General features: G+C 42.0%; 20 protein-coding genes and 1 other RNA gene. 13 read left to right on the top strand and 8 right to left on the bottom strand.

What is annotated here, in order from left to right; translation table 11 throughout:
* Positions 1-4 precede the first annotated feature (4 nt).
* Positions 5-1288, top strand: coding sequence for an ammonium transporter AmtB (gene amtB, locus AACQ83_RS12290; protein ID WP_112877994.1), 1284 nt, complete (start codon positions 5-7; stop codon positions 1286-1288).
* A 72-nt stretch (positions 1289-1360) separates the two neighbouring features.
* On the opposite strand, the gene tesB is transcribed toward amtB, so the two are convergent.
* Complete coding sequence (tesB, locus tag AACQ83_RS12295) at positions 1361-2224, bottom strand: acyl-CoA thioesterase II (RefSeq protein ID WP_112877942.1); 864 nt, start codon at positions 2222-2224, stop codon at positions 1361-1363.
* Positions 2225-2474: 250 nt separating this feature from the next.
* Here tesB and AACQ83_RS12300 point away from each other — a divergent pair, with 250 nt between their 5' ends.
* Positions 2475-2921 carry a YbaY family lipoprotein gene (locus AACQ83_RS12300; RefSeq protein ID WP_112877943.1) on the top strand — a complete coding sequence of 149 codons (447 nt, stop codon included), beginning with the start codon at positions 2475-2477 and terminating at the stop codon, positions 2919-2921.
* 133 nt (positions 2922-3054) lie between these two features.
* Positions 3055-3151, top strand: an RNA gene (ffs, locus tag AACQ83_RS12305) — signal recognition particle sRNA small type.
* An 81-nt stretch (positions 3152-3232) separates the two neighbouring features.
* Here ffs and AACQ83_RS12310 read toward each other — a convergent pair.
* The 3 genes from AACQ83_RS12310 to AACQ83_RS12320 form a co-directional block, all read right to left on the bottom strand.
* A complete protein-coding gene (locus AACQ83_RS12310; RefSeq protein ID WP_011147992.1) occupies positions 3233-3436 on the bottom strand; it encodes an HHA domain-containing protein in 204 nt (67 codons plus the stop codon).
* Between the two features lie 1051 nt (positions 3437-4487).
* Positions 4488-7637 (bottom strand): efflux RND transporter permease subunit, encoded by a 3150-nt coding sequence (locus AACQ83_RS12315; RefSeq protein WP_112877944.1) that lies wholly within the window; start codon positions 7635-7637, stop codon positions 4488-4490.
* A gap of 27 nt (positions 7638-7664) precedes the next feature.
* Positions 7665-8858: an efflux RND transporter periplasmic adaptor subunit gene (locus AACQ83_RS12320; RefSeq protein ID WP_112877945.1), complete on the bottom strand. Its 1194-nt coding sequence runs from the start codon at positions 8856-8858 to the stop codon at positions 7665-7667.
* Positions 8859-8987: 129 nt separating this feature from the next.
* Here AACQ83_RS12320 and acrR point away from each other — a divergent pair, with 129 nt between their 5' ends.
* From acrR to AACQ83_RS12340, 4 genes are all read left to right on the top strand, one after another.
* Positions 8988-9629 carry a multidrug efflux transporter transcriptional repressor AcrR gene (acrR, locus tag AACQ83_RS12325; protein WP_112877946.1) on the top strand — a complete coding sequence of 214 codons (642 nt, stop codon included), beginning with the start codon at positions 8988-8990 and terminating at the stop codon, positions 9627-9629.
* A gap of 280 nt (positions 9630-9909) precedes the next feature.
* Entirely contained in the window at positions 9910-10584 is a 675-nt protein-coding gene (locus AACQ83_RS12330; RefSeq protein ID WP_112877947.1) for an energy-coupling factor ABC transporter ATP-binding protein, read from the top strand.
* Positions 10581-11210 carry an energy-coupling factor transporter transmembrane component T family protein gene (locus tag AACQ83_RS12335; RefSeq protein ID WP_112877948.1) on the top strand — a complete coding sequence of 210 codons (630 nt, stop codon included), beginning with the start codon at positions 10581-10583 and terminating at the stop codon, positions 11208-11210. The genes AACQ83_RS12330 and AACQ83_RS12335 overlap by 4 nt, the downstream gene beginning before the upstream one ends.
* Before the next feature lie 40 nt (positions 11211-11250).
* Positions 11251-11799: a biotin transporter BioY gene (locus AACQ83_RS12340; RefSeq protein WP_112877949.1), complete on the top strand. Its 549-nt coding sequence runs from the start codon at positions 11251-11253 to the stop codon at positions 11797-11799.
* Here the strand turns inward: AACQ83_RS12340 and AACQ83_RS12345 are convergent.
* On the bottom strand, positions 11796-12701 hold the full coding sequence (locus tag AACQ83_RS12345; RefSeq protein ID WP_112877950.1) for a DMT family transporter: 906 nt from the start codon (positions 12699-12701) through the stop codon (positions 11796-11798). The genes AACQ83_RS12340 and AACQ83_RS12345 overlap by 4 nt on opposite strands.
* 31 nt (positions 12702-12732) lie before the next feature.
* Positions 12733-13497 carry a 2OG-Fe(II)-dependent halogenase WelO5 family protein gene (locus AACQ83_RS12350; protein WP_112877951.1) on the bottom strand — a complete coding sequence of 255 codons (765 nt, stop codon included), beginning with the start codon at positions 13495-13497 and terminating at the stop codon, positions 12733-12735.
* 123 nt (positions 13498-13620) lie between these two features.
* On the opposite strand from AACQ83_RS12350, the gene AACQ83_RS12355 reads away from it, so the two are divergent.
* Positions 13621-14058, top strand: a complete 438-nt coding sequence (locus AACQ83_RS12355; RefSeq protein ID WP_112877952.1) for a DUF1284 domain-containing protein — start codon at positions 13621-13623, stop codon at positions 14056-14058.
* A gap of 129 nt (positions 14059-14187) precedes the next feature.
* On the opposite strand, the gene rsmS is transcribed toward AACQ83_RS12355, so the two are convergent.
* Positions 14188-14355 (bottom strand): pleiotropic regulatory protein RsmS, encoded by a 168-nt coding sequence (gene rsmS, locus AACQ83_RS12360; protein ID WP_074524823.1) that lies wholly within the window; start codon positions 14353-14355, stop codon positions 14188-14190.
* Between the two features lie 22 nt (positions 14356-14377).
* Positions 14378-14920 (bottom strand): primosomal replication protein PriC, encoded by a 543-nt coding sequence (priC, locus tag AACQ83_RS12365; RefSeq protein ID WP_112877953.1) that lies wholly within the window; start codon positions 14918-14920, stop codon positions 14378-14380.
* Between the two features lie 143 nt (positions 14921-15063).
* Here priC and apt point away from each other — a divergent pair, with 143 nt between their 5' ends.
* The 5 genes from apt to htpG all read left to right on the top strand — a co-directional run bounded on the left by apt (position 15064) and on the right by htpG (position 20827).
* Positions 15064-15615, top strand: a complete 552-nt coding sequence (apt, locus tag AACQ83_RS12370; protein ID WP_112877954.1) for an adenine phosphoribosyltransferase — start codon at positions 15064-15066, stop codon at positions 15613-15615.
* A 96-nt stretch (positions 15616-15711) separates the two neighbouring features.
* Complete coding sequence (gene dnaX / locus AACQ83_RS12375) at positions 15712-17688, top strand: DNA polymerase III subunit gamma/tau (RefSeq protein ID WP_112877955.1); 1977 nt, start codon at positions 15712-15714, stop codon at positions 17686-17688.
* 56 nt (positions 17689-17744) lie between these two features.
* Complete coding sequence (locus AACQ83_RS12380) at positions 17745-18074, top strand: YbaB/EbfC family nucleoid-associated protein (protein ID WP_049582543.1); 330 nt, start codon at positions 17745-17747, stop codon at positions 18072-18074.
* Positions 18074-18679, top strand: coding sequence for a recombination mediator RecR (recR, locus tag AACQ83_RS12385; RefSeq protein ID WP_112877956.1), 606 nt, complete (start codon positions 18074-18076; stop codon positions 18677-18679). The genes AACQ83_RS12380 and recR overlap by 1 nt, the downstream gene beginning before the upstream one ends.
* A 255-nt stretch (positions 18680-18934) precedes the next feature.
* On the top strand, positions 18935-20827 hold the full coding sequence (gene htpG, locus AACQ83_RS12390) for a molecular chaperone HtpG (RefSeq protein ID WP_192881019.1): 1893 nt from the start codon (positions 18935-18937) through the stop codon (positions 20825-20827).
* The last annotated feature ends 122 nt before the right edge of the window (positions 20828-20949 follow it).

Here is a 20949-nt window from a genome sequence, read left to right on the forward strand (position 1 = left end):
AGATATGAAAAGAAAATTCTCTGTGGCTGCCGGTATTGTAGCCAGTTGCTTACCATCATTATCTCAGGCAGCGGAAGGTGTTGTTGATAAAGCTGATAATGCTTTTATGATGATTTGTACAGTCCTTGTTCTGTTTATGACGATTCCAGGAATTGCTCTGTTTTATGGTGGATTGCTACGGAATAAAAATGTTTTATCGTTAATGGCTCAGGTCATGGTGAGCTTTGCTTTAGTATGTGTATTATGGGTGATTTACGGTTACAGCTTGGCTTTTGAGCCAGGGAATGGTTTTTTCGGTGGTGTTAGTCAAGTGATGCTAAAAAATTTGGCATTCACTGACTTAAGTGGCAATTTTTATCAGCTAATTCATGTGGCATTTCAGGGTTCTTTCGCTTGTATCACAGTTGCTTTGATTATTGGTGCGTTAGGGGAGCGTATTCGCTTTCCGGCTTTGTTAGTTTTTAGTGTGCTGTGGTTGACATTTTCTTACCTGCCTATGGCGCATATGGTTTGGGGTGGGGGTGTGCTTTCACAAGATGGAGCATTGGATTTTGCTGGTGGTACGGTTGTTCATATTAATGCTGCTGTAGCTGGATTGGTTGGTGCTTACTTACTGGGAAAACGTACTGGCTTTGGGAAAGAAGCATTTAAACCCCATAACTTGCCGATGGTCTTCACTGGTACTGCTGTGCTCTATATTGGTTGGTTTGGTTTTAATGCTGGTTCTGCTAGTGCTGCTAATGAGATAGCTGCTCTAGCATTTTTAAATACCATTGTGGCGACTGCCGCCGCTATCCTGTCATGGGTTTTTGCAGAATGGTTTTTCCGTAATAAACCGTCTCTTTTAGGGGCATGTTCAGGCTGTATTGCTGGGCTGGTTGGTATTACACCTGCGGCGGGAATGGTTGGTGTTGGTGGTGCATTAATCATTGGTCTGATCGCGGGTTTTACCGGACTTTGGGGGGTGGTGGCCTTAAAACGGTGGTTACGTGTTGACGATGTGTGTGATGTATTCGGCATACACGGCGTATGTGGGATCGTAGGTTGCCTCCTAACAGGGGTTTTTACGGCTAAATCTTTGGGAGGGACAGGCCATGCAGAGGGTATAACCATGTTGGAACAAGTTGGTATTCAGGCTTTTAGTATACTGGTTTGTGTGATTTGGTCAGTCGTTGTTGCCTTTATTGCTTTTAAAATAGCAGATCTGTTGGTAGGGCTGAGGGTTACGGTTGAAATTGAAAGGGAAGGGTTGGATATTAATTCTCACGGAGAGAGTGCTTATAATTAAGTTGTAATATAAAAGGGCAGCAATAAGGCCATAAAATGTAATGCTGGTTTCTTAGTTTGCTGCCTTATTCATTTATCTATTGCGTTTCCTAATCAGACCTTCCTGTACAGTGGAAGCAACAAGTATCCCTTCACGATTATAAATCTGTCCCCGAACAAAACCACGGGCACCGGAAGCTGACGGACTATCTACAGCATATAGCAGCCAGTCGTCTAGTCTAAACGGGCGGTGGAACCACATAGAATGGTCAATTGTTGCTATCTGAATATTTTTCTCAAGGAACCCGACACCATGTGGCTGTAATGCTGTTGGCAGAAAGTTAAAATCGGAGGCATAGCCAAGTAGATATTGATGAATAAAAGGATTATCAGGCATATTGCCGTTACTGCGGAACCAAACATAGCGTATAGGCTCTTCTGGTGGACAATTGAATGGACTGTGATATTTTACGGGTCTCATTTCTAACGGGCAGGGAAAAAGAAGAGTATTCTGCATCTTTTGTGGCAGTAGATGCGACATTTTTTTCACGATTTCATCCTGAGGGATAAGTTCTTCTGGATAGGGTACATCCGGCATTATATTTTGGTGTTCAAAACTTTCTTCGTGACTTTGAAATGAGGCAGTCATATAAAAGATAGGCTTACCATTCTGAATTGCACTAACTCGCCGGGCACTAAAACTTCCTCCATCACGCAAAACCTCAACATCATAGACGATAGGTTTGTGACTGTCACCGGGGCGTAAGAAATAGCTATGGAAAGAGTTGCCCATTCGGTCATCGACAACGGTTTGTTTGGCAGCATACAGTGCCTGACCAATCACTTGTCCTCCGAAAACCTGAGGAAAACCGAGATCTTCGCTTTGCCCTCGGTAAATACCTTCCTCAATTTTTTCCAATTTCATCAAATTTATCAGATTCTGTAATGACTTGCTCATAATATGCCTTTGTTTTCTATTAGGTTATCGAGAGTACAAGGGATGATTATTGTCTCATTAATAGATGATTAATAAATAACTAAATTGTAAATGTTTTAAGTCCTAACAGCAGTGCAATAAAGAATGTGAGATTTATTGGCGTCTTATGTTCAAATTTTTAATCTATAATTCAAATGATTTAGATTTAATGATTTGATACTTCAATTTATTTTAATATTTATATAGATTAGTTAATAATGGAGGAATGTGTATGAAATTATGGCAGTTCCCCGCTGGCGTATTACTAGCGGTTGCTTTGGTTGGGTGTAATGCCAAAGGTGCTGAGGTAGTAGATGCTCAGGTGGGAAAGATTGAAAATCCAATGAAACGGTCTTTTGTTGAAGGTAATATTAATATACTACAGCGTATAGCATTGCCAGCAGATGCTGTTCTGACAGTGGCGTTATCTGATGTATCTTTGGCTGATGCACCTTCAGTTACTCTGTCTCAGAAGGTAGAGCGTTTAGGTGGGAAACAATCACCTTTCCATTTTGTTTTGCCTTATCAGCCAAACAAAATTAAGCCGAATGCACGCATTGTTGTCAGAGCTTCTGTTTCGCTGCATAGCCGCTTGATGTTTGTTACAGATACCGCATATGAAGTGATTAATAATGGGAAGACTAAAGATGTCGAAATTACGTTGAAAGCCGTTAGATAATACATTTCCTTATTGTATTGATTTGCAATGTGCAATAAATCAGCATTCGGGTCTGCCTGTCTTGCTATTTAAGTAGGTATGAATGATAATGGCACCGCTTTAGAGTTAAAGCAACACGTCACAATGGGGGCTCTGTTGGTTCTCCCGCAACGCTAACTTGTTAACTTGGTCAGGTCCGGAAGGAAGCAGCCATAGCAGGGGATGTGTGTGCCGGGATGCCGCTGGCAGAGCCCTCGCCAATTTCATTGGTAACCTAATAAGCCGATAGCACTTTACCGGCTCGGATCACTTTCTATCTGATAAAGACTATTTTAGCGAACATATTTCCATACTGAAGGTGGAATTCTATCATACAGTTTATTCATGGTCAGCTCAGCCAGGCGGTGATCCGCAGCAGAGTAGAATAGTTCAAGTTCATCTCCTGAAAGTTCATATTTGTTCTTTTCAATTACACGTTCCAGTGTATCAATCGTGGTGCATTTTCTTAAACGCATCAGATAATCAGTTTTAGTCATAATCGCCTTTCTTATTTAACATATATAAAAAATTATTGAGGGAAATATTCAATCAAATTTTGCTCAAGGAGCAATTTAAATCCTGTAACAGGACGCTGGTTAAGCGTTCATTAGTTTTTTTACCATTCCATAAGTTTAGAAACGCTAATCTTAATTTGTTTCCAAACAAAGTATAAGTATATGTATTATCAATACATTTATCAATTCAAGTGAGAAGACTGAAATCATCAGAATATTTTATTTTAAAGTACCAAACGAAAGTTGATATGTATTCAATCTATTTGTTTAGCTTTAAAATCTCCTGAAATGTAGAAGCTATTTCCACAACCAGTCTCATCTCTGTGTACTCTGCACTAGAAGTGCTTCTTGCCTTAGATTTTCACATAAGCATTCTAATTCATCAATATTATGTCATCTTGAGTGAATATTCATCCATGCTATGTTGATCTTGATGTATATGCCATTACTTAATTTTTCGAGTTAAACACTAAGCATATACACGTATTATAAATTTTTTTCGAGAGATTATTATTATGTATCTATAATCGTTCTTTGGGATTATTTATCTTTTCTACAGATGGCTCTGATTTGCTTCTAGTAAATCAGAATCAGCTCTTAACAAAATTCATACCTTAACTCAATAAACTATAAATAGCGGCTAGTATGTGTGAGTTAATATGTAGGTTTATATAAAACAGTATTTCCCTCAGATACCAGTAACGGCAGATTATAGCCTGATGGCTACAATAATCAATGAATATAACATCATTATTACATAAGTCACTATGTGCTGGTATTGTTTTTTGTCATTTAGTGTAAAAAAAGATAAAGTAATTTTTGTCCGACAACTTTCATATTAATTTTATTAAAGTTACTAATGCTTGGATTTTTAAAGCTATTTTATACTCATAAGTGGTGATTATAATTAAATTTAAACGAAATTACTTAAATATTAAGCGGATAGATTAATGATCAGAATCTTGTCAGATGTAGGCAACGATTATATTTAAGAAGGCCGATTTGACGGCCTTCTGGTTATTGTTGGTAGCATTTAATGAGATTCTGATGCGAGTTCAATCTCCTCCGCTTTCTTACTGAAACGTCGTCTTATAACCACAAAGAATACCGGCACGAAAAAGATGGCTAGCGAGGTTGCTGCAATCATTCCGCCTAATACCCCAGTACCCACTGCGTTTTGAGAGCCGGATCCTGCACCATTACTCAGTACTAGGGGGATAACACCTAACATAAATGCTAGTGATGTCATTAGGATTGGGCGAAGACGCATTCTTACCGCATCTAGCGTAGCTTCTATCAACCCCTTGCCCTCTTTTTCCATCAAGTCCTTGGCGAATTCAACGATGAGTATCGCGTTCTTAGCCGACAAACCGATAGTGGTCAACAAGCCAACTTTAAAGTAAACATCGTTATCTAAACCGCGGAATGTTGTTGCTAACAAGGCTCCAACGATACCTAATGGTACTACTAGCATAACTGAGAATGGAATTGACCAGCTTTCATACAGTGCAGCTAGACAGAGGAATACTACTATCAATGATAATGCATATAGAGCTGGGGCTTGATTACCAGACAGGCGTTCCTGATAGGACATACCTGTCCAGTCGAAACCGATTCCATTTGGTAACTGCGATGCTAATTCTTCCATTAAAGCCATTGCATCACCGGTACTTTTACCAGGGGCTGCTTCACCCAATATTTCCATTGATGGTAAACCGTTATAACGTTCCAGACGTGGTGAACCGTAGGTCCAGGGTTCTTTGGACGTATCTGTAAAGGCAGAGAATGGAACCATTTCACCCTGTTTATTACGGACATACAGCTTGTAAATATCACTTGGTAGCATACGATAAGGAGCTTCCGACTGAACGTAAACTTTTTTGACTCGACCGCGATCGATAAAGTCGTTTACGTAATTACTGCCAAACATCGTGCTGAGTGTAGAGTTGATATCCACGATGGAAACACCGAGAGCTTCAGCTTTTTCCTGATCGATTCTGATCCGATATTGAGGGGTATCTTCCTGACCATTAGGACGAACACCTACTAACATATCTGGATGCTGTTGTATCATGCCAAGTAATTGGTTACGGGCTTCTGTCAGTTTGTCATGTCCAAGGTTTGCTTTATCAATTAATTCAAAATCAAAGCCAGTCGCTGAACCTAACTCTACAATTGCCGGGATGTTAAACGCAAAAACCATACCTTCTTTGATTTTCTGGAAGTGAGCACTAGCCCTGGCAACAATAGCAGGTACTTTGTTTTCAGCACCTGGACGTTCACCCCAGTCTTTTAGGCTTATAAATCCCAACCCAGTGTTTTGACCTTGCCCACTAAAACCAAAGCCACTGACGGTAAATACAGAAACCACACGATCTTTTTCTTCTGTATTGAAGTAATCGCTTATTTTATCTAGAACTTTTTCTGTTTGTTCCTGTGTCGCCCCCGCAGGTAATTGAACCATTGTCAGCAATACTCCCTGATCTTCTTCGGGAAGAAAAGAGGATGGTAAACGTGTGAACATGATGGCCATACCCGCCACCAGGAATACATAAATTACCAGATAACGGCCTGTATTGCGTAGAATACGACCAATGCTGTCAGTATAGTGGTGGGTACTTTTGTCAAATATGCGGTTGAACCAGCCAAAGACGCCGGTCTGCTTACCGTGGCTACCTTTGGCAATGGGTTTCAACATGGTGGCACATAGAGCTGGTGTTAGGATTAGTGCTACCAGCACAGACAATACCATTGCAGATACGATAGTGATCGAGAATTGACGATAAATTGCACCGGTTGAACCACCGAAGAAGGCCATTGGGATAAATACAGCAGACAGCACCATTGCAATACCAACTAGGGCGCTTTGGATTTGTCCCATCGATTTCTTGGTTGCTTCTTTCGGCGATAGACCTTCTTCCTGCATAACACGTTCAACGTTTTCTACAACAACAATGGCATCATCTACCAATAAGCCAATGGCGAGAACCATAGCAAACATGGTTAATGTATTTATTGAATAGCCAAATGTAGCGAGTATTGCAAATGTTCCTAAGAGTACGACTGGAACCGCAATGGTTGGAATGAGTGTTGCACGGAAATTTTGGAGAAATAGATACATTACCACGAACACCAGCATGATGGCTTCAACCAGTGTTTTTACCACTTCGTTTATAGAGATTTTAACGAATGGTGTGGTGTCATATGGATAGACGATTTTCAGCCCGTGAGGGAAGAAAGGTTCCATATTTTTTAGCGCTTCTTTTACTGCTTTGGATGTATCCAAAGCGTTAGCGCCTGTCGCTAGTTTGACACCGATACCCGCAGCAGGTTTTCCATTATAGCGGGCAATGATGTTGTAGCTTTCTGCACCTAGTTCCACCTTTGCTACATCTTTCAGACGGACCTGAGAACCGTCAGTATTGACACGCAGAAGAATATTGCTGAACTCTTCCGGTGAGGTTAGACGTGTTTGAGCAATGATCGACGCATTCAAGCGTTGACCTGGAACCGGAGGGGTTCCCCCTAATTGACCGGCGGCTATTTGGTTATTTTGTGCTTTGATGGCATTTATTATATCCAGAGTCGTCATTTTGTAGTTAATGAGCTTGTCAGGATTTAACCAGATACGCATAGCATACTGGTTACCAAAAAGCATTGTATCACCCACACCAGTGACACGGCTCAGAGGGTCTTTGACGGTTGCACCAACATAGTCAGAGATATCGTCTTGTGACATAGAGCCATCTTCAGAGATGAATCCGGCAACCATCAAGAAAGAGGCCGTGGACTTATCTACACGTATACCTTGCTGTTGCACTTCTTGTGGTAACAGAGGCATAGCGAGTTGTAGCTTGTTTTGTACTTGTACCTGTGCAATATCGGGATCAGTACCGGCCTCAAAGGTTAGTGTAATATTCATGTTTCCAGCAGAATCACTGTCGGAAGACATATAAACTAGGTTATCTATACCATTCATGTTCTGTTCGATAACCTGTGTCACTGTGTTTTGCACAGTAGTGGCATCTGCGCCGGGATAAGTTGCAGAGATAGAAATCGCCGGTGGTGCAATAGTAGGGTATTGCGCTACGGGTAATTTCATAATTGCCAGCAGGCCAGCCAGCATGGTGATAATCGCGATTACCCATGCAAAGATTGGCCGATCTATAAAAAATTTAGGCATGAATCACTGACTCCTATGACTCCTAAATTAAGACTTTTTCGCAGGTTCAGCTTGGTTCGCAGCAGATTTTGCATTTAAGTCCACTTCTTCTGCTTTAACCGGGATGCCGGGTTTAATTTTTTGCAAACCAGTAACGATGACCCGATCACCTGCTTTTAGACCGGAAGCTACTAGCCATTTATCACCAATAGCTTGGTTGGCAGTGATAATGCGCGGTTCGACTTTTTCGTCTGCACCAACCACCATGACAGTAGCTTCACCACGAGGTGTACGGGTAACTCCTTGCTGAGGAACCAGTATTGAATCCTGGCGAATACCTTCTTCCAGTTTTGCACGAACAAACATACCTGGAAGCAGTTCTTCATTCGGGTTAGGGAATATTGCACGGATAGTGATAGAGCCTGTTGTTTCATCTACAGTAATATCAGAGAATTCCAAGTAACCTGTTTCACTGTAGTTTTTACCATTTTCCATGATCAGGTGAACTTTAGCCTTATTGTCCCCTTTCTGCACAATACCTTTGGCGATTTCATTTTTAAGACGCAGATAATCATCACTTGACTGAGTGACATCCACATAAATCGGATCCAGTTGTTGAACAGTTGTCAGTGCTGTTGGTTGACCAACAGAAACTAGAGCGCCTTCAGTTATAGTAGATTTGCCGGAACGACCACTAATCGGTGCTGTAACTTTGGTATATGCCAAATTGATACGGGTGGTCTCTACGGCCGCTTTTGCTGCCTGTACTATAGCATTCGCTTGTGCATAGTCGGCGCTGGCTTTATCAAATTCCTGTTGACTAACATAGTTTGTACCTAACAGTGATTTATATCGGTTCACTGTCAAGCGTTCGATCTCTGCATTAGCCTGAGCTTTTGCCAAATCAGCTTTAGCTTTGTCATAGTCAGCTTGGTAAGTTGCTGGATCTATCTGATATAAAGAAGTGCCTGCTTTTACATCGCTACCTTCTTTATAATTTCGTTTCAGAATTATACCACTTACTTGTGGACGAACTTCTGCAATGCGGAAGGCTGATGTTCGGCCTGGAAGTTCCGTCGTGACCATCAGAGGTTCAGTTTTCAGCGTCACGATACCGACTTCAGGAGCCTGTTGGTTCCCAGCAACTTGCTGAGAGTCTTTGTCGTTACATCCTGAAAGAGCTAAGCTGCCTGAGAGTACCAGTACTGTAGCCAGAGGCAAGACTCCCCTGTTTATTCGCATAAGTAAACCTCAATATTTTTAGATGTTGACCCTTCAATCCGTAAAACCATTACTCCATTAACAACAGCATGCTATAATACAAACATACGTGAATGTATGTAAATCCATTTTAGGTTAAAATTAGAGTGTATGGCACGAAAAACTAAACAACAGGCTGAGGAGACCCGGCAGCAGATTATAGACGCAGCTATAAAAGAGTTTTCTGAGCGCGGTGTCTCGGCTACTTCACTGACAGATATTGCCACAACGGCTGGAGTAACCCGAGGGGCAATCTACTGGCACTTTAAAAATAAAGTAGACCTGTTTTCCGAAGCTTGTAAAATAACAGATTCTAAGATTGACGAATTAGAGAAAGAGTATCAAGCAAAATATCCTAATAATCCACTCCTGATTTTAAGAACGTTAATCATCCATATCCTGACGTCGGTCACTGATGATCCGAAAAACCGGCTATTAATGGAGATTTTTTTCCACAAATGTGAGTTTGTTGGTGAAATGTCTGCCTTGGTGGAAGTCCGTCAGGAGCTGTGTGTTGCAGATTATGTTCGTATTGAAGCATCTCTTTCCGGCTGTATTGCGTCAGGTCAGCTTCCTTATAATCTTCATCTACGGCGAGCGGCTATCATGTTAAGAGGATTGATAACGGGCTTATTGGAAAATTGGCTATTTGCACCAGATAGTTTTGATATTCAGAAGGAAGCCGAGTCGTTAGTGGATAGTTTTATCGATATGCTTAAATATAGTGAGCATATGAAAGTCACTGAAAAATGAAGAACTAGAATATAGAGAAAAATTAAGGTGAATTCTATTTTGGTAATTGCTAACAATGTGGCTAATGGCAAAAAGTCATTATCTTATGCTCTTTGTTTATCTGCTGTTATATAAGAGATTAGACTGAGAAACTGAGCTGAAATTATTTCTAATATCAGATACTGTTGCCGGTTTTGTTAAGGAAGAGACTGAAGACAGGCTGTAGCCTAAGGTAAATGCTGAAGATTTTGACTGTGTAAAATGTACTGATTCTTTTCGGAAAGAGAACGGATAACCATCTATGTTGGAAATACGAAATGTGACGCATGCCTATGGCGAGCGAGTAATATTGAAAGAATTAAATTTGCAGCTTAAGGAAAAACGCATTGCCATCATAGGTAGTAATGGTTGCGGCAAAAGTACATTCGCACGCCTTCTTAATGGATTGTTGGTACCGAAAAGTGGTGATGTTTTGGTGGATGGTCTGAATACTAGAACGGAAGGTAAAGCGATCCGACGTAAGGTTGGTTTCGTATTTCAGAATCCTGACAATCAGATCGTTTTTCCAGTCGTTGAGGAAGATTTAGCCTTTGGCATGAAAAATCTCGGGTTTACCAAGGATAAGATTCGACAAAGAACTCAGGAGGCCCTTTCACGCTATGATTTACTTCAATTTAGGGAGCATCCTGCCCATCTTTTAAGTGGTGGTCAGAAACAACTCCTTGCGATTTCCGGTGTTCTTGTGATGGAGCCCGATTACATTATTTTCGATGAGCCTACAACCTTGCTGGATTTACGAAATAAGCGCCGTGTTGCCGAAGCAATCGATAACTTATCTCAAACTGTGATTGTAGTTTCTCATGACCTTGATTTTCTAGTGGGATTTGATCGTGTTCTGGTTTTTGATGAGGGTCGTGTCGTTGTTGATGACATCCCCTCTATTGCTATCCCTGAATACGTAAGGATGATGTTATGAGCCTGTCTGGATATAATCCTGGTTCATCATTTGTGCATCGAGTTAGTCCTGGGCTTAAAATTATTTCTTTGCTCATTCTCGGAACATTGCTTTTCGTTATTCCACGTATCGATCTTTCTGCTGCGGCATTGGCGGGAATCGTACTTTTATACTTGTTAGCCAAAATCTCATTAAAAACTGCTTGGATGCAATTACGGCCGGCGTTATGGATCTTCGCGCTTATTTTCATAGTCCAATTGTTTTTACACCACTGGACCACAGGTGTACTTGTAATAGTTCGTCTTACCTCTCTTTTATTGCTGGCCTCGCTGGTCACTCTCACTACTCGCTCTTCTGATATGATCGACGCATTGGAAAAGGGTCTTGGGTGGTTGTACTATCTTGGCATCAATCCTGGAAAAGTGAGTTTGGCTCTATCGCTTGCTTTGCGGTTTATCCCTGTTCTGGCGTCAATTACAGAAGAAGTGCGGGAGGCGCAGAAAGCAAGAGGCCTTGATAAGAGTGTCATTGCAATTGCAGTTCCTGTTATTGTGCGGATGCTCAAAATGGCAGACGATATTTCTGCCGCTATTGAAGCTAGGTCCTATGATCCAGAATTTGACAGAAATAAATCAAGCAGCAAGTAAAACAGAGGTTGTGGCTTTATCGAAAAGAAAGGGGGATTAAATGTCTACCAAAGATATTGTTTATATAGCACTATTTGCCTCTTTAACCGTAGCACTGGGTTTATTTCCGCCACTGACACTTCCCGTTGTGGGCGTTCCGATAACAGCGCAGTCAATGGGAGCAATGCTTGCTGGTGCCATTATTGGTGCGAAACGGGGTGGATTAGCATTGTTGCTCTTTTGTGTGTTTGTTTCCGTTGGATTACCGGTAATGTCTGGAGGGCGGGGAGGATTGAGTGTATTTCTCAGTCCAAGTGGTGGCTTTATTTTGGCATGGCCGATTGCCGCTTTTGTTATCGGCTATTTGTATGAGAAAAATCTTGCAAAACTGAATATCTTTAAAGAAGCTGTATTTCTTGTCTTTGGTGGAATTATGGTTGTTTATGTAATTGGTATCCCGTGGATTGCTGTATTTGCTAATATCAGCACCTGGCAAGCAGCTGTAGGTTCAATTGGGTTCATACCGGGAGATATTATTAAAATCGTACTGGTTATTTTGATTGCGAAAACGGTTCGTCGGGCTTACCCCACTCTTGAACCGCGTTCTTAAGTGTCAGTTTTTGTCGTGGGTTGATGTTTGTTTGTGATTACCCAATAGTTACCGCTAAGTGTCATCATTGTGCCAATTATGGCCCAAATGGTTGGACGATAGCCTTCTGTAACGCTGGAGATCGTTAAGGCTACGAGTGGAACGAGAAGCATGGTATAAGCTCCTCGTTCAGCCCCCAAGCGACCAACAACGGCAAAGTAAGTTGTATACCCAATTACCGAAGGAAACAGGATCAAATAGAATAGAGATGTTACATAGGCTGGTGATAGATCAAAATCAAACGCTTGCTTGGTCAAAAAGGCGTAGCTGAGCAAGAATATGGTGCCATATCCCATAGAAATCCCGGTCATTGGCAGAACAGTGACACCTTTTCTCTGTAACTGAACTGCGGAAATGTTAGCAAATGAGAATGTCAGGGTTGCTGCGATTGCGTAACCGAATCCTGTCCAATTCCATTCATTATTTAAAAATTCTGGACTAAAGACTAAAATTATCCCAGTTAGCCCAACTACAGCGCCTACCAGCACTGACCATGAAATCGATTGCCGTAGGAAGAGAATTGCGTTTATAGAGTTGAATAATATGACTGAAGAGTAGGTGAGGGCGATTAAACCGGTGGTGATCAAGGCCGCCGCTTTGTAAATCAGCAAGAATGCGATAGCGAATCCGAATGCTCCAAGTGCGGCAAAAGAGAGGTGCTCACGCCAGGTGTGTTTGAGCCTTTCCCGTGAAATTATAGCAAGCAGAAGCAGCAGTACCGATGCACACCCAAAACGGTAAATCAGGGATATTACAGGTGAAATATCGGTCAATTGCAGTTTTGCGGCATACCACGATGTTCCCCCGGTGATAATCGTCACAGCATATAGAATGGCGGTAGAGTAAGAAAAGGTAGTCTTCATGTTTAGATTCCAAGAATCTTACTGAAATATATTACGACCATATGATCAACGTTTTCTCATTTAATACACCGATGAAGGAGCCTGTTGCAATTCGATTGCTGCTCGCAGGCAGGACAATATGAGGGTTGCTCGTGTTGAAAATGACGACAGAGCCAATTTGAGGTCGAAAAGTGAAAGATTCACAATCAACCAATAGGGAACTATCATATGGTTTGTATGTTTTATCAACCACAGTGCTCTTGAATGGTTGATTATAGATCACGGTTTCTCCTCCCTGAGAGGGAGACAAAACATAGAGGTTCCAAGCAAGCTGAGTCGATATATCCCCGACAACTAAATTTCCTTTCGTAAAAGTAGGTGCGTAGTCCACATGTAGATCCGAGCCACCGGAGATAATCCGGGTGATACCGGCAAAATAGGGGCCAAACTCCGGTTCTTCTGCGACTGAAATGCTGAAATTTGTATCGTGATTGATGTATCGTATAAATCGAGCAACGGGATCAAAAGCTTGATGAGTAATTTGGGTGCGATTTTGCTCAGCTGCGCTAACTTGAGCAAAATATTGCTCTTTTGGCCGATCACGGTAATGAGCGAGTGGATTTCCCAAATAACACCCCGGTCTTCCAAATTCATATGGCTTTGCCTTCATGCTCAGTATCGCAGACGAAAGTTGTTCTGTTTCTTTTGGCGTTGCAAAATCATCTATCATTGCTGCTGGAATCTTGTTATCTATGATTGCCTGCAAGCTCTCTGATGATAATTTGACAAGCTCGTTTGATACCCACCGTGACGACATAATAGTCGATTCCTAGCCGATTTTCTTTATATTAGAAAAATTGATCTATTGATGGTCAGTATCAATCATATAGCATTGATTGTATAAAAATGCAACACTTGATCACATTCAGGAGCGTAACTCATGGCAATATCCCTGAGAGGTCATCACCTCTTGTGTATTCTTACCTATGCGGGCAACGGATACTCCCCTAGTTTTGTTGAAAACTACAATAGGATTATTCCTCGAATTCGGGACGAAGATATCTTGATTGTGGCAGGACCGGATGACATATGTATTCCTTTGCTTGGAGAGGATGAACCTCATTGTTTTGGCAAGAGTGTTATTATCCGGGATAGCCGAGCTTTGGAAGCTGTTGGTTCTCTTATGGGCCGACCAATTGAGATAGGTCATACGCTGAGGCTTGATGAAACCTATTTAAAACAGGCGCGATGGGCTTTCAATCGTGGGATCATAAGATCTGCTTGTATAGGCTGTGAATGGGAACCGCTTTGCACTCGAATTGCTGCGGATGATTATTCTTCAACGTTTCTTAAACGAAATAGTGGAAAGAGCGAGTGACGATATAAAGCCGTTTGAAATTTAGCAAAGGCTGATATTGATATGAATGTATGATCACATACTTAAGACAAACGTGAATCTTTTATAGTATCGATCAAGATATCTATTAAGGTGTTTGAAGTAAATCGTTCAATATTCCTTCGTCGACTGTGATTGCTTCGCTAATTTTGCTTGATAGTCGTGTTTGACTATTTCCAGTGCGGCGAGTGCGATTTCAGGAGCGATTTCATTGCATTCCAGTAAATAGATCAGATCAACAGCAAGTTGAACTTCGGGTGGTGCGTGTTCGACTGACATAAAGCATTCCTCATCTGAATCGTTAATCCATGTTCTCTTTGTATTCGATTGATTTTTCAATTCGCGTCAGAGATTGACGGCAACGTGCTAGTCTTCCGGCTAATGCCGCGATTTCTTTCTGTATTTTTTGTTGATGATTAAGTGTAGTTTGTTGATTCAATTTTAGCTCTCTATCATTGATCATTGCGAGCAGGCGGCGTTCATAATCCTGATGTTCAGCCAGTTTGTGATACAGGTCAGTAGTTTGTTGTTTATGTTCAAATCGGTTCTCTTTTTTTCTCAATGACTGGGTAGACAATTCACGCCTTAATGCTTCTATTTGGGCAACTAAGCGTTCAGTCAGAAATGCGACCTGTTCGGTTCGGTGATCCTGCACACACTCTTTGAGTTGTTCCATGTTGTGCCTGACTTCTTGTAGATAACCACGGAGTTTATCGCTGTGTCGGTTAAATAAAGCCTGATCAAACCGGGCAGTAGAGAATGGTGTGTCTGCTAATGGTGCTATCTCTTCCGCCAGTATATCGACCTGTTTTTCGAGTAAATTTAATAACGGCTGCGTATTCATTTATACCTTAAAATGGTTATTCCTTGCGAAGCAGAATTAATCTGGGACGACAAAAAGTAGGCTGGTGTGTGTTCATTAGTTGATTTTTTCTATCAGTTTGAATAGATTTTAGCACCTTCGTGTTCTACTCATTGGCACCGATTATGACCGCAAATGCGCAGCAACTGCAATTTATTAAAGACAGTATTGAAACTATTCCTGATTATCCAAAACCAGGGGTTCTTTTTCGTGATATTACCACTTTATTGGATAACCCTCTTGCCTACCAGGCAACAATTGATCTTCTGGTGGAGCGATATCAGGACAAAGGCATCACAAAAATAGTTGGCACTGAAGCTCGCGGTTTTCTGTTTGGAGCCCCGGTTGCGTTACGCCTTGGTGTTGGTTTTATTCCTGTTCGTAAAGCGGGCAAACTACCTCGGGAAACATTGAGTGAAACGTACAATCTGGAGTATGGCACTGATACGTTGGAAATGCATAAGGATAGCGTAAGAGAAAATGATAAGGTGCTGGTTATTGATGATTTGCTGGCAACGGGTGGTACGGTTGAAGCCACTGTTCGTTTAATCCGTCGTTTAGGTGGTGAGGTTTCTGAAGCGGCTTTTATTATTGGTTTGCTTGGCTTAGGTGGTGTTGAGCGCCTGCAAAGACAAGGTGTAAGTAGTTTTACTCTACTTGAATTCCCAGATCATTAATCTGCTTATTTTTGTATTACTAACATATCGGCCTCGCTGTCTGTAGTGAGGCTGTGTTAGCATGATACCCAACTGTATTCGATTTTTCCGGTATCAATGAGCTATCAGGTACTTGCCCGTAAGTGGCGCCCACAAATATTTTCTGATGTAATTGGCCAGGAATATGTCCTGACTGCGTTAGCTAATGGTCTTGCCCATGGCCGGCTTCATCACGCTTATTTATTTTCTGGCACTAGAGGTGTTGGGAAAACAACGATCGCCCGTTTGTTTGCTAAGGGGCTAAATTGTGAAACAGGTATTACTGATAAGCCTTGTGGTAAATGTGTTAATTGCCTTGAAATTGAACAGGGGCGATTTGTCGATTTAATTGAAATTGATGCGGCTTCCCGTACTAAAGTTGAAGATACGCGCGAATTGCTAGATAACGTGCAATATGCTCCGGCTCGTGGGCGTTTTAAAGTCTACCTGATTGATGAAGTCCACATGCTTTCCCGCCACAGTTTCAATGCATTATTGAAAACGTTGGAAGAACCGCCTGAACATGTGAAGTTTTTACTGGCAACGACTGATCCGCAAAAATTGCCAGTGACTATTCTTTCCCGTTGCTTGCAATTCCATCTCAAATCGCTGGATATTGGTCAAATAAGCGCTCAGCTTGAGCGTATTCTTAAAGCTGAACATATAGAGAGTGATAACCGCGCTCGTCAGCTATTGGCTCGTGCTGCTGATGGCAGCATGCGTGATGCATTGAGTCTGACAGATCAGGCTATTGCTATCGGACAAGGCTTGGTGACGACTGAAATAGTCAGCTTGATGCTAGGAACTTTAGATGATGAACAGCCGTTATCAATTATTGAAGCATTGATTCGAGCTGACGGTCAGCAGGTTATGGCATTGGTGGAACAAGTCGCTTCACGGGGGGCTGATTGGGAGGATTTGTTAGTAGAAATTCTTGCATTGCTGCATCGTATTGCAATGCTCCAGCTGTTACCTTCTCAGCCAGAAATCGCTTCTTCATCAATTGAAGGCCGTTTGCGGATATTGGCAAAAGCTGTTTCACCGGAAGATTTGCAACTTTATTATCAAACTTTGCTGATTGGTCGTAGGGACTTACCGTATGCACCGGAGCGCAGGATGGGTGTTGAAATGACGCTGTTCAGAGCCTTGGCATTTCATCCGAAAACAGTTATTGAAGAGGTTGCGGCACCGGTAGTACATCCTGCGGTTATACCATCAGTTACAGCACAGCCGAAACATAGTGATCAGGGAGATGTGCCACCTGCTAATTATATTAATGAACCGGCACAATTGGATAGAACTGCTCAGTCGGAACCCCAGATACCTCAGGCGCTTGCATCAAGCCCAACAGCGCAGTTGCTGAAAGCAAGGAATGTGTTATCCCGACAGCAAGAGCAAACGTCGACAAAAAAACCTGAATCAGCTACGCCTGTTAAGATGAAGTCAGCAACTTCAGCATTGGAACGGTTTGCCGCAGTGTCAGGACAGCGACCTCAGTCATCAATAGATAAAAAACAGGAAAACAAGTCTGAGAAAAAAGAAGCTTACCGTTGGCGTGCCAAGAATATTGAGGAGAAAACAGAAACTCATGTGGCCACACCAAAGGCTTTAAGAACAGCTTTGGAACATGAGAAAACACCAGAACTGGCAGAGAAATTAACGGAAGAATCTAAACAGAGAGATGCATGGGCCGCAGAAGTTGGTAAACTTAAAATTCCTAAACTAGTGCAGCAATTGGCATTAAATGCATTCAAAGAACAGGTTAGTGAAAATAATATCCGTTTACATTTGCGTTCGAGCCAGCGTCACCTTAATTCCGCTTTCACACAAAAGTCATTAGCGGAGGCTTTAAGCGAGTTGTACGGCGTAACAGTTGAATTCAGTATTATTGAAGATGATAATCCTGCGGAGAAAACTCCGCTGGAGTGGCGACAAGCCATTTATGAAGAGAAATTGGCACAAGCTCGCCAATCAATTATTGCGGATAAAACTATTCAAACATTGCGGCAGGTATTTGATGCTGAATTGGATGAAGACAGTATCCGACCGGTTTAACCATGCTGCGATCTGTACCTTGTTGTACGATGTAGCCATAGCGAAGAGAGAAATCTATGTTTGGTAAAGGTGGTTTGGGCAATTTGATGAAACAGGCCCAGCAAATGCAGGACAAAATGCAGAAAATGCAAGAAGAGATCGCCAATCTAGAAGTGACGGGGGAATCGGGAGCAGGTCTGGTTAAAGTGACTATCAATGGTGCTCATAATTGCCGTCGTGTTGAGATCGATCCAAGCCTGATGGAAGATGACAAAGAGATGTTGGAAGACCTGATTGCTGCCGCATTCAATGACGCAGCCCGTCGTATTGAAGAAACTCAGAAAGAGAAAATGGCAGGCATTTCCAGTGGGATGCAATTGCCGCCAGGCTTTAAGATGCCATTCTGATGCAAACCAGTCCTCTCCTTGAATCCTTGATGGAAGCATTACGCTGTTTGCCAGGGGTTGGCCCTAAGTCTGCACAGCGGATGGCTTTTCATCTGCTACAGCGTGATCGCAGTGGTGGAATGCGTTTGGCTCAGGCATTGACCAGAGCAATGTCAGAAATTGGACACTGCAAATATTGCCGGACTTTTACCGAACAGGAACAGTGCGCGATTTGTGCTAATCCACGCCGTCAACAAAATGGTCAAATCTGTGTGGTTGAAAGTCCAGCGGATATTCATGCTATTGAACAAACTGGGCAGTTTGCCGGGAGTTACTTTGTATTGATGGGGCATTTATCCCCATTAGATGGCATTGGTCCAATGGATATTGGTTTAGATCGTTTTGAGGATCGTCTCTCCACTGAGGAGATTTCAGAGGTGATTCTGGCGACTAATCCAACAGTGGAGGGAGAGGCCACTGCCAATTATATCGCAGAGATATGCTTTCAGTATGGTGTAACAGCAAGCCGTATTGCTCATGGTGTGCCGGTGGGTGGTGAACTTGAGATGGTAGATGGTACAACATTGTCCCATTCACTTGCTGGGCGGCAGAAGATTACTTATTAATCTTCTGTTAATGCCTTACGGTTTTGTCGAGTTGTGACCGAATATGTTGTAGTCTGGTTAGAGCAAGTCGTAAAGGTTTTGAGGCGCTACATTCTATGTGGCGCATGCCTTTTAATCCATTTTGCTATGATCAAAAGTTACTTCATAATTCTTTTGGATAATCAAACTTGAAATTCAACTTATTTATCCCCATCTGCATATTATCGTCTGATTTTGTCTGTCTGAACTGGATTTAGATTGAGGTAATAAATGAGTATGAAAGGTCAGGAAACCCGTGGATTTCAGTCTGAAGTAAAACAACTTCTGCAATTAATGATCCATTCACTCTATTCCAATAAAGAGATTTTCCTTCGTGAACTAATCTCAAACGCTTCCGATGCTGCTGACAAATTACGTTTCCGCGCATTATCTGTTCCAAAACTTTATGAAAATGATGGTGAACTACGCGTTCGTCTTTCTTTTGATAAAGAAAAGAGAAGCATTACGATTAGTGATAATGGCATTGGTATGACTCGTGATGAAGTTATTGATAATCTTGGAACAATCGCTAAATCAGGAACAAAAGCTTTTCTGGAATCTATTGGTTCAGATCAGGCTAAAGACAGCCAGTTAATTGGTCAGTTTGGTGTTGGGTTTTACTCTGCATTTATTGTGTCTGATAAAGTCACTGTACGTACTCGTGCTGCCGGCGCTTCAATTGATCAGGGCGTATTCTGGGAATCTGCTGGTGAAGGCGATTACACGATTGCCGATATTGAAAAAGAAACCCGTGGTACAGAGATCACCCTTCATTTACGTGAAGGAGAAGATGAATTCCTGAATGACTGGCGTTTGCGTTCTGTTATCAGTAAATACTCTGACCATATTGCCTTGCCGGTTGAAATTGAAACCAAAAATAAGAGCGAAGAAGAGGGTGAAGAGGATACAGTAACTTGGGAGAAGATTAATAAAGCTCAAGCTTTATGGACTCGTGGTAAATCTGAAATTACAGATGATGAGTATAAAGAGTTCTACAAACATATTTCTCATGATTTTACTGATCCGCTGATCTGGAGCCATAACCGCGTAGAAGGTAAACAGGAATATACTAGCATGCTCTATATTCCATCTCAGGCTCCGTGGGATATGTGGAACCGTGAGCATAAGCACGGGCTGAAATTGTATGTCCAGCGTGTGTTTATTATGGATGATGCGGAACAGTTTATGCCGAACTATTTACGCTTTGTCCGTGGTTTGATTGACTCCAACGACTTGCCACTGAACGTTTCCCGTGAAATTTTACAAGATAATTCTATTACCCGTAATTTACGTAATGCATTGACCAAACGTGCATTACAGATGCTGGATAAACTGGCGAAAGATGATGCAGAAAAGTACCAGCAATTCTGGCAACAGTTTGGTCTGGTAATGAAAGAAGGCCCGGCAGAGGATAGTACCAACAAAGAAGCTATCGCTAAATTGCTACGTTTTGCTTCTACTCATAATGACAGCTCGGCACAAACAGTTTCTCTGGAAGAGTATGTTAGTAGGATGACGGAAGGTCAGGATAAGATTTACTACATCACCGCAGACAGTTATGCTGCGGCGAAAAACAGTCCTCATCTGGAGTTGTTCCGTAAGAAAGGTATTGAAGTTCTGTTACTGTCAGATCGCATTGATGAATGGATGATGGGATACCTCACTGATTTTGATGGTAAAAAATTCCAGTCAGTCAGTAAAGCCGATGAATCCCTGGATGAACTGGCAGATGAAAACAAAGCCGAACAGGAAGAAATTGAAAAGCAGCTGGAGCCGTTTGTTGAGCGTGTAAAAACATTGCTTGGCGATCGAGTAAAAGAGGTTAAATTGACTCACCGTCTGACTGATACTCCAGCAATTGTCACAACAAATGTGGATGAAATGAGCACGCAGATGGCGAAATTGTTTGCTGCGGCTGGTCAACAGGTGCCGGACGTTAAGTACAATTTTGAGCTGAATCCTGATCATCAGTTGGTAAAACTGGCTGCTGATATCAGTGATGAAGTTCAATTCGCGGATTGGATTGAACTGTTGCTTGATCAGGCATTGTTTGCTGAGCGTGGCACGTTGGAAGACCCAAATCAGTTTATTCGCCGTATGAATCAGCTATTGTTGTCTGAGAAAGCTTGATTTAATCATTTTTTTGTGACGATTGGAAACCACGCCTCCGATAATGAGATGGGGCGTGGTTTATTTTTACAGAAAAATATCACGAAATCGTTTACCTGTTTCCTTGAGCGAACCCCATGCTA

The sequence above is a fragment of the Photorhabdus sp. S10-54 genome, assembly GCF_963878145.1.
GTDB lineage: Bacteria > Pseudomonadota > Gammaproteobacteria > Enterobacterales > Enterobacteriaceae > Photorhabdus > Photorhabdus kayaii.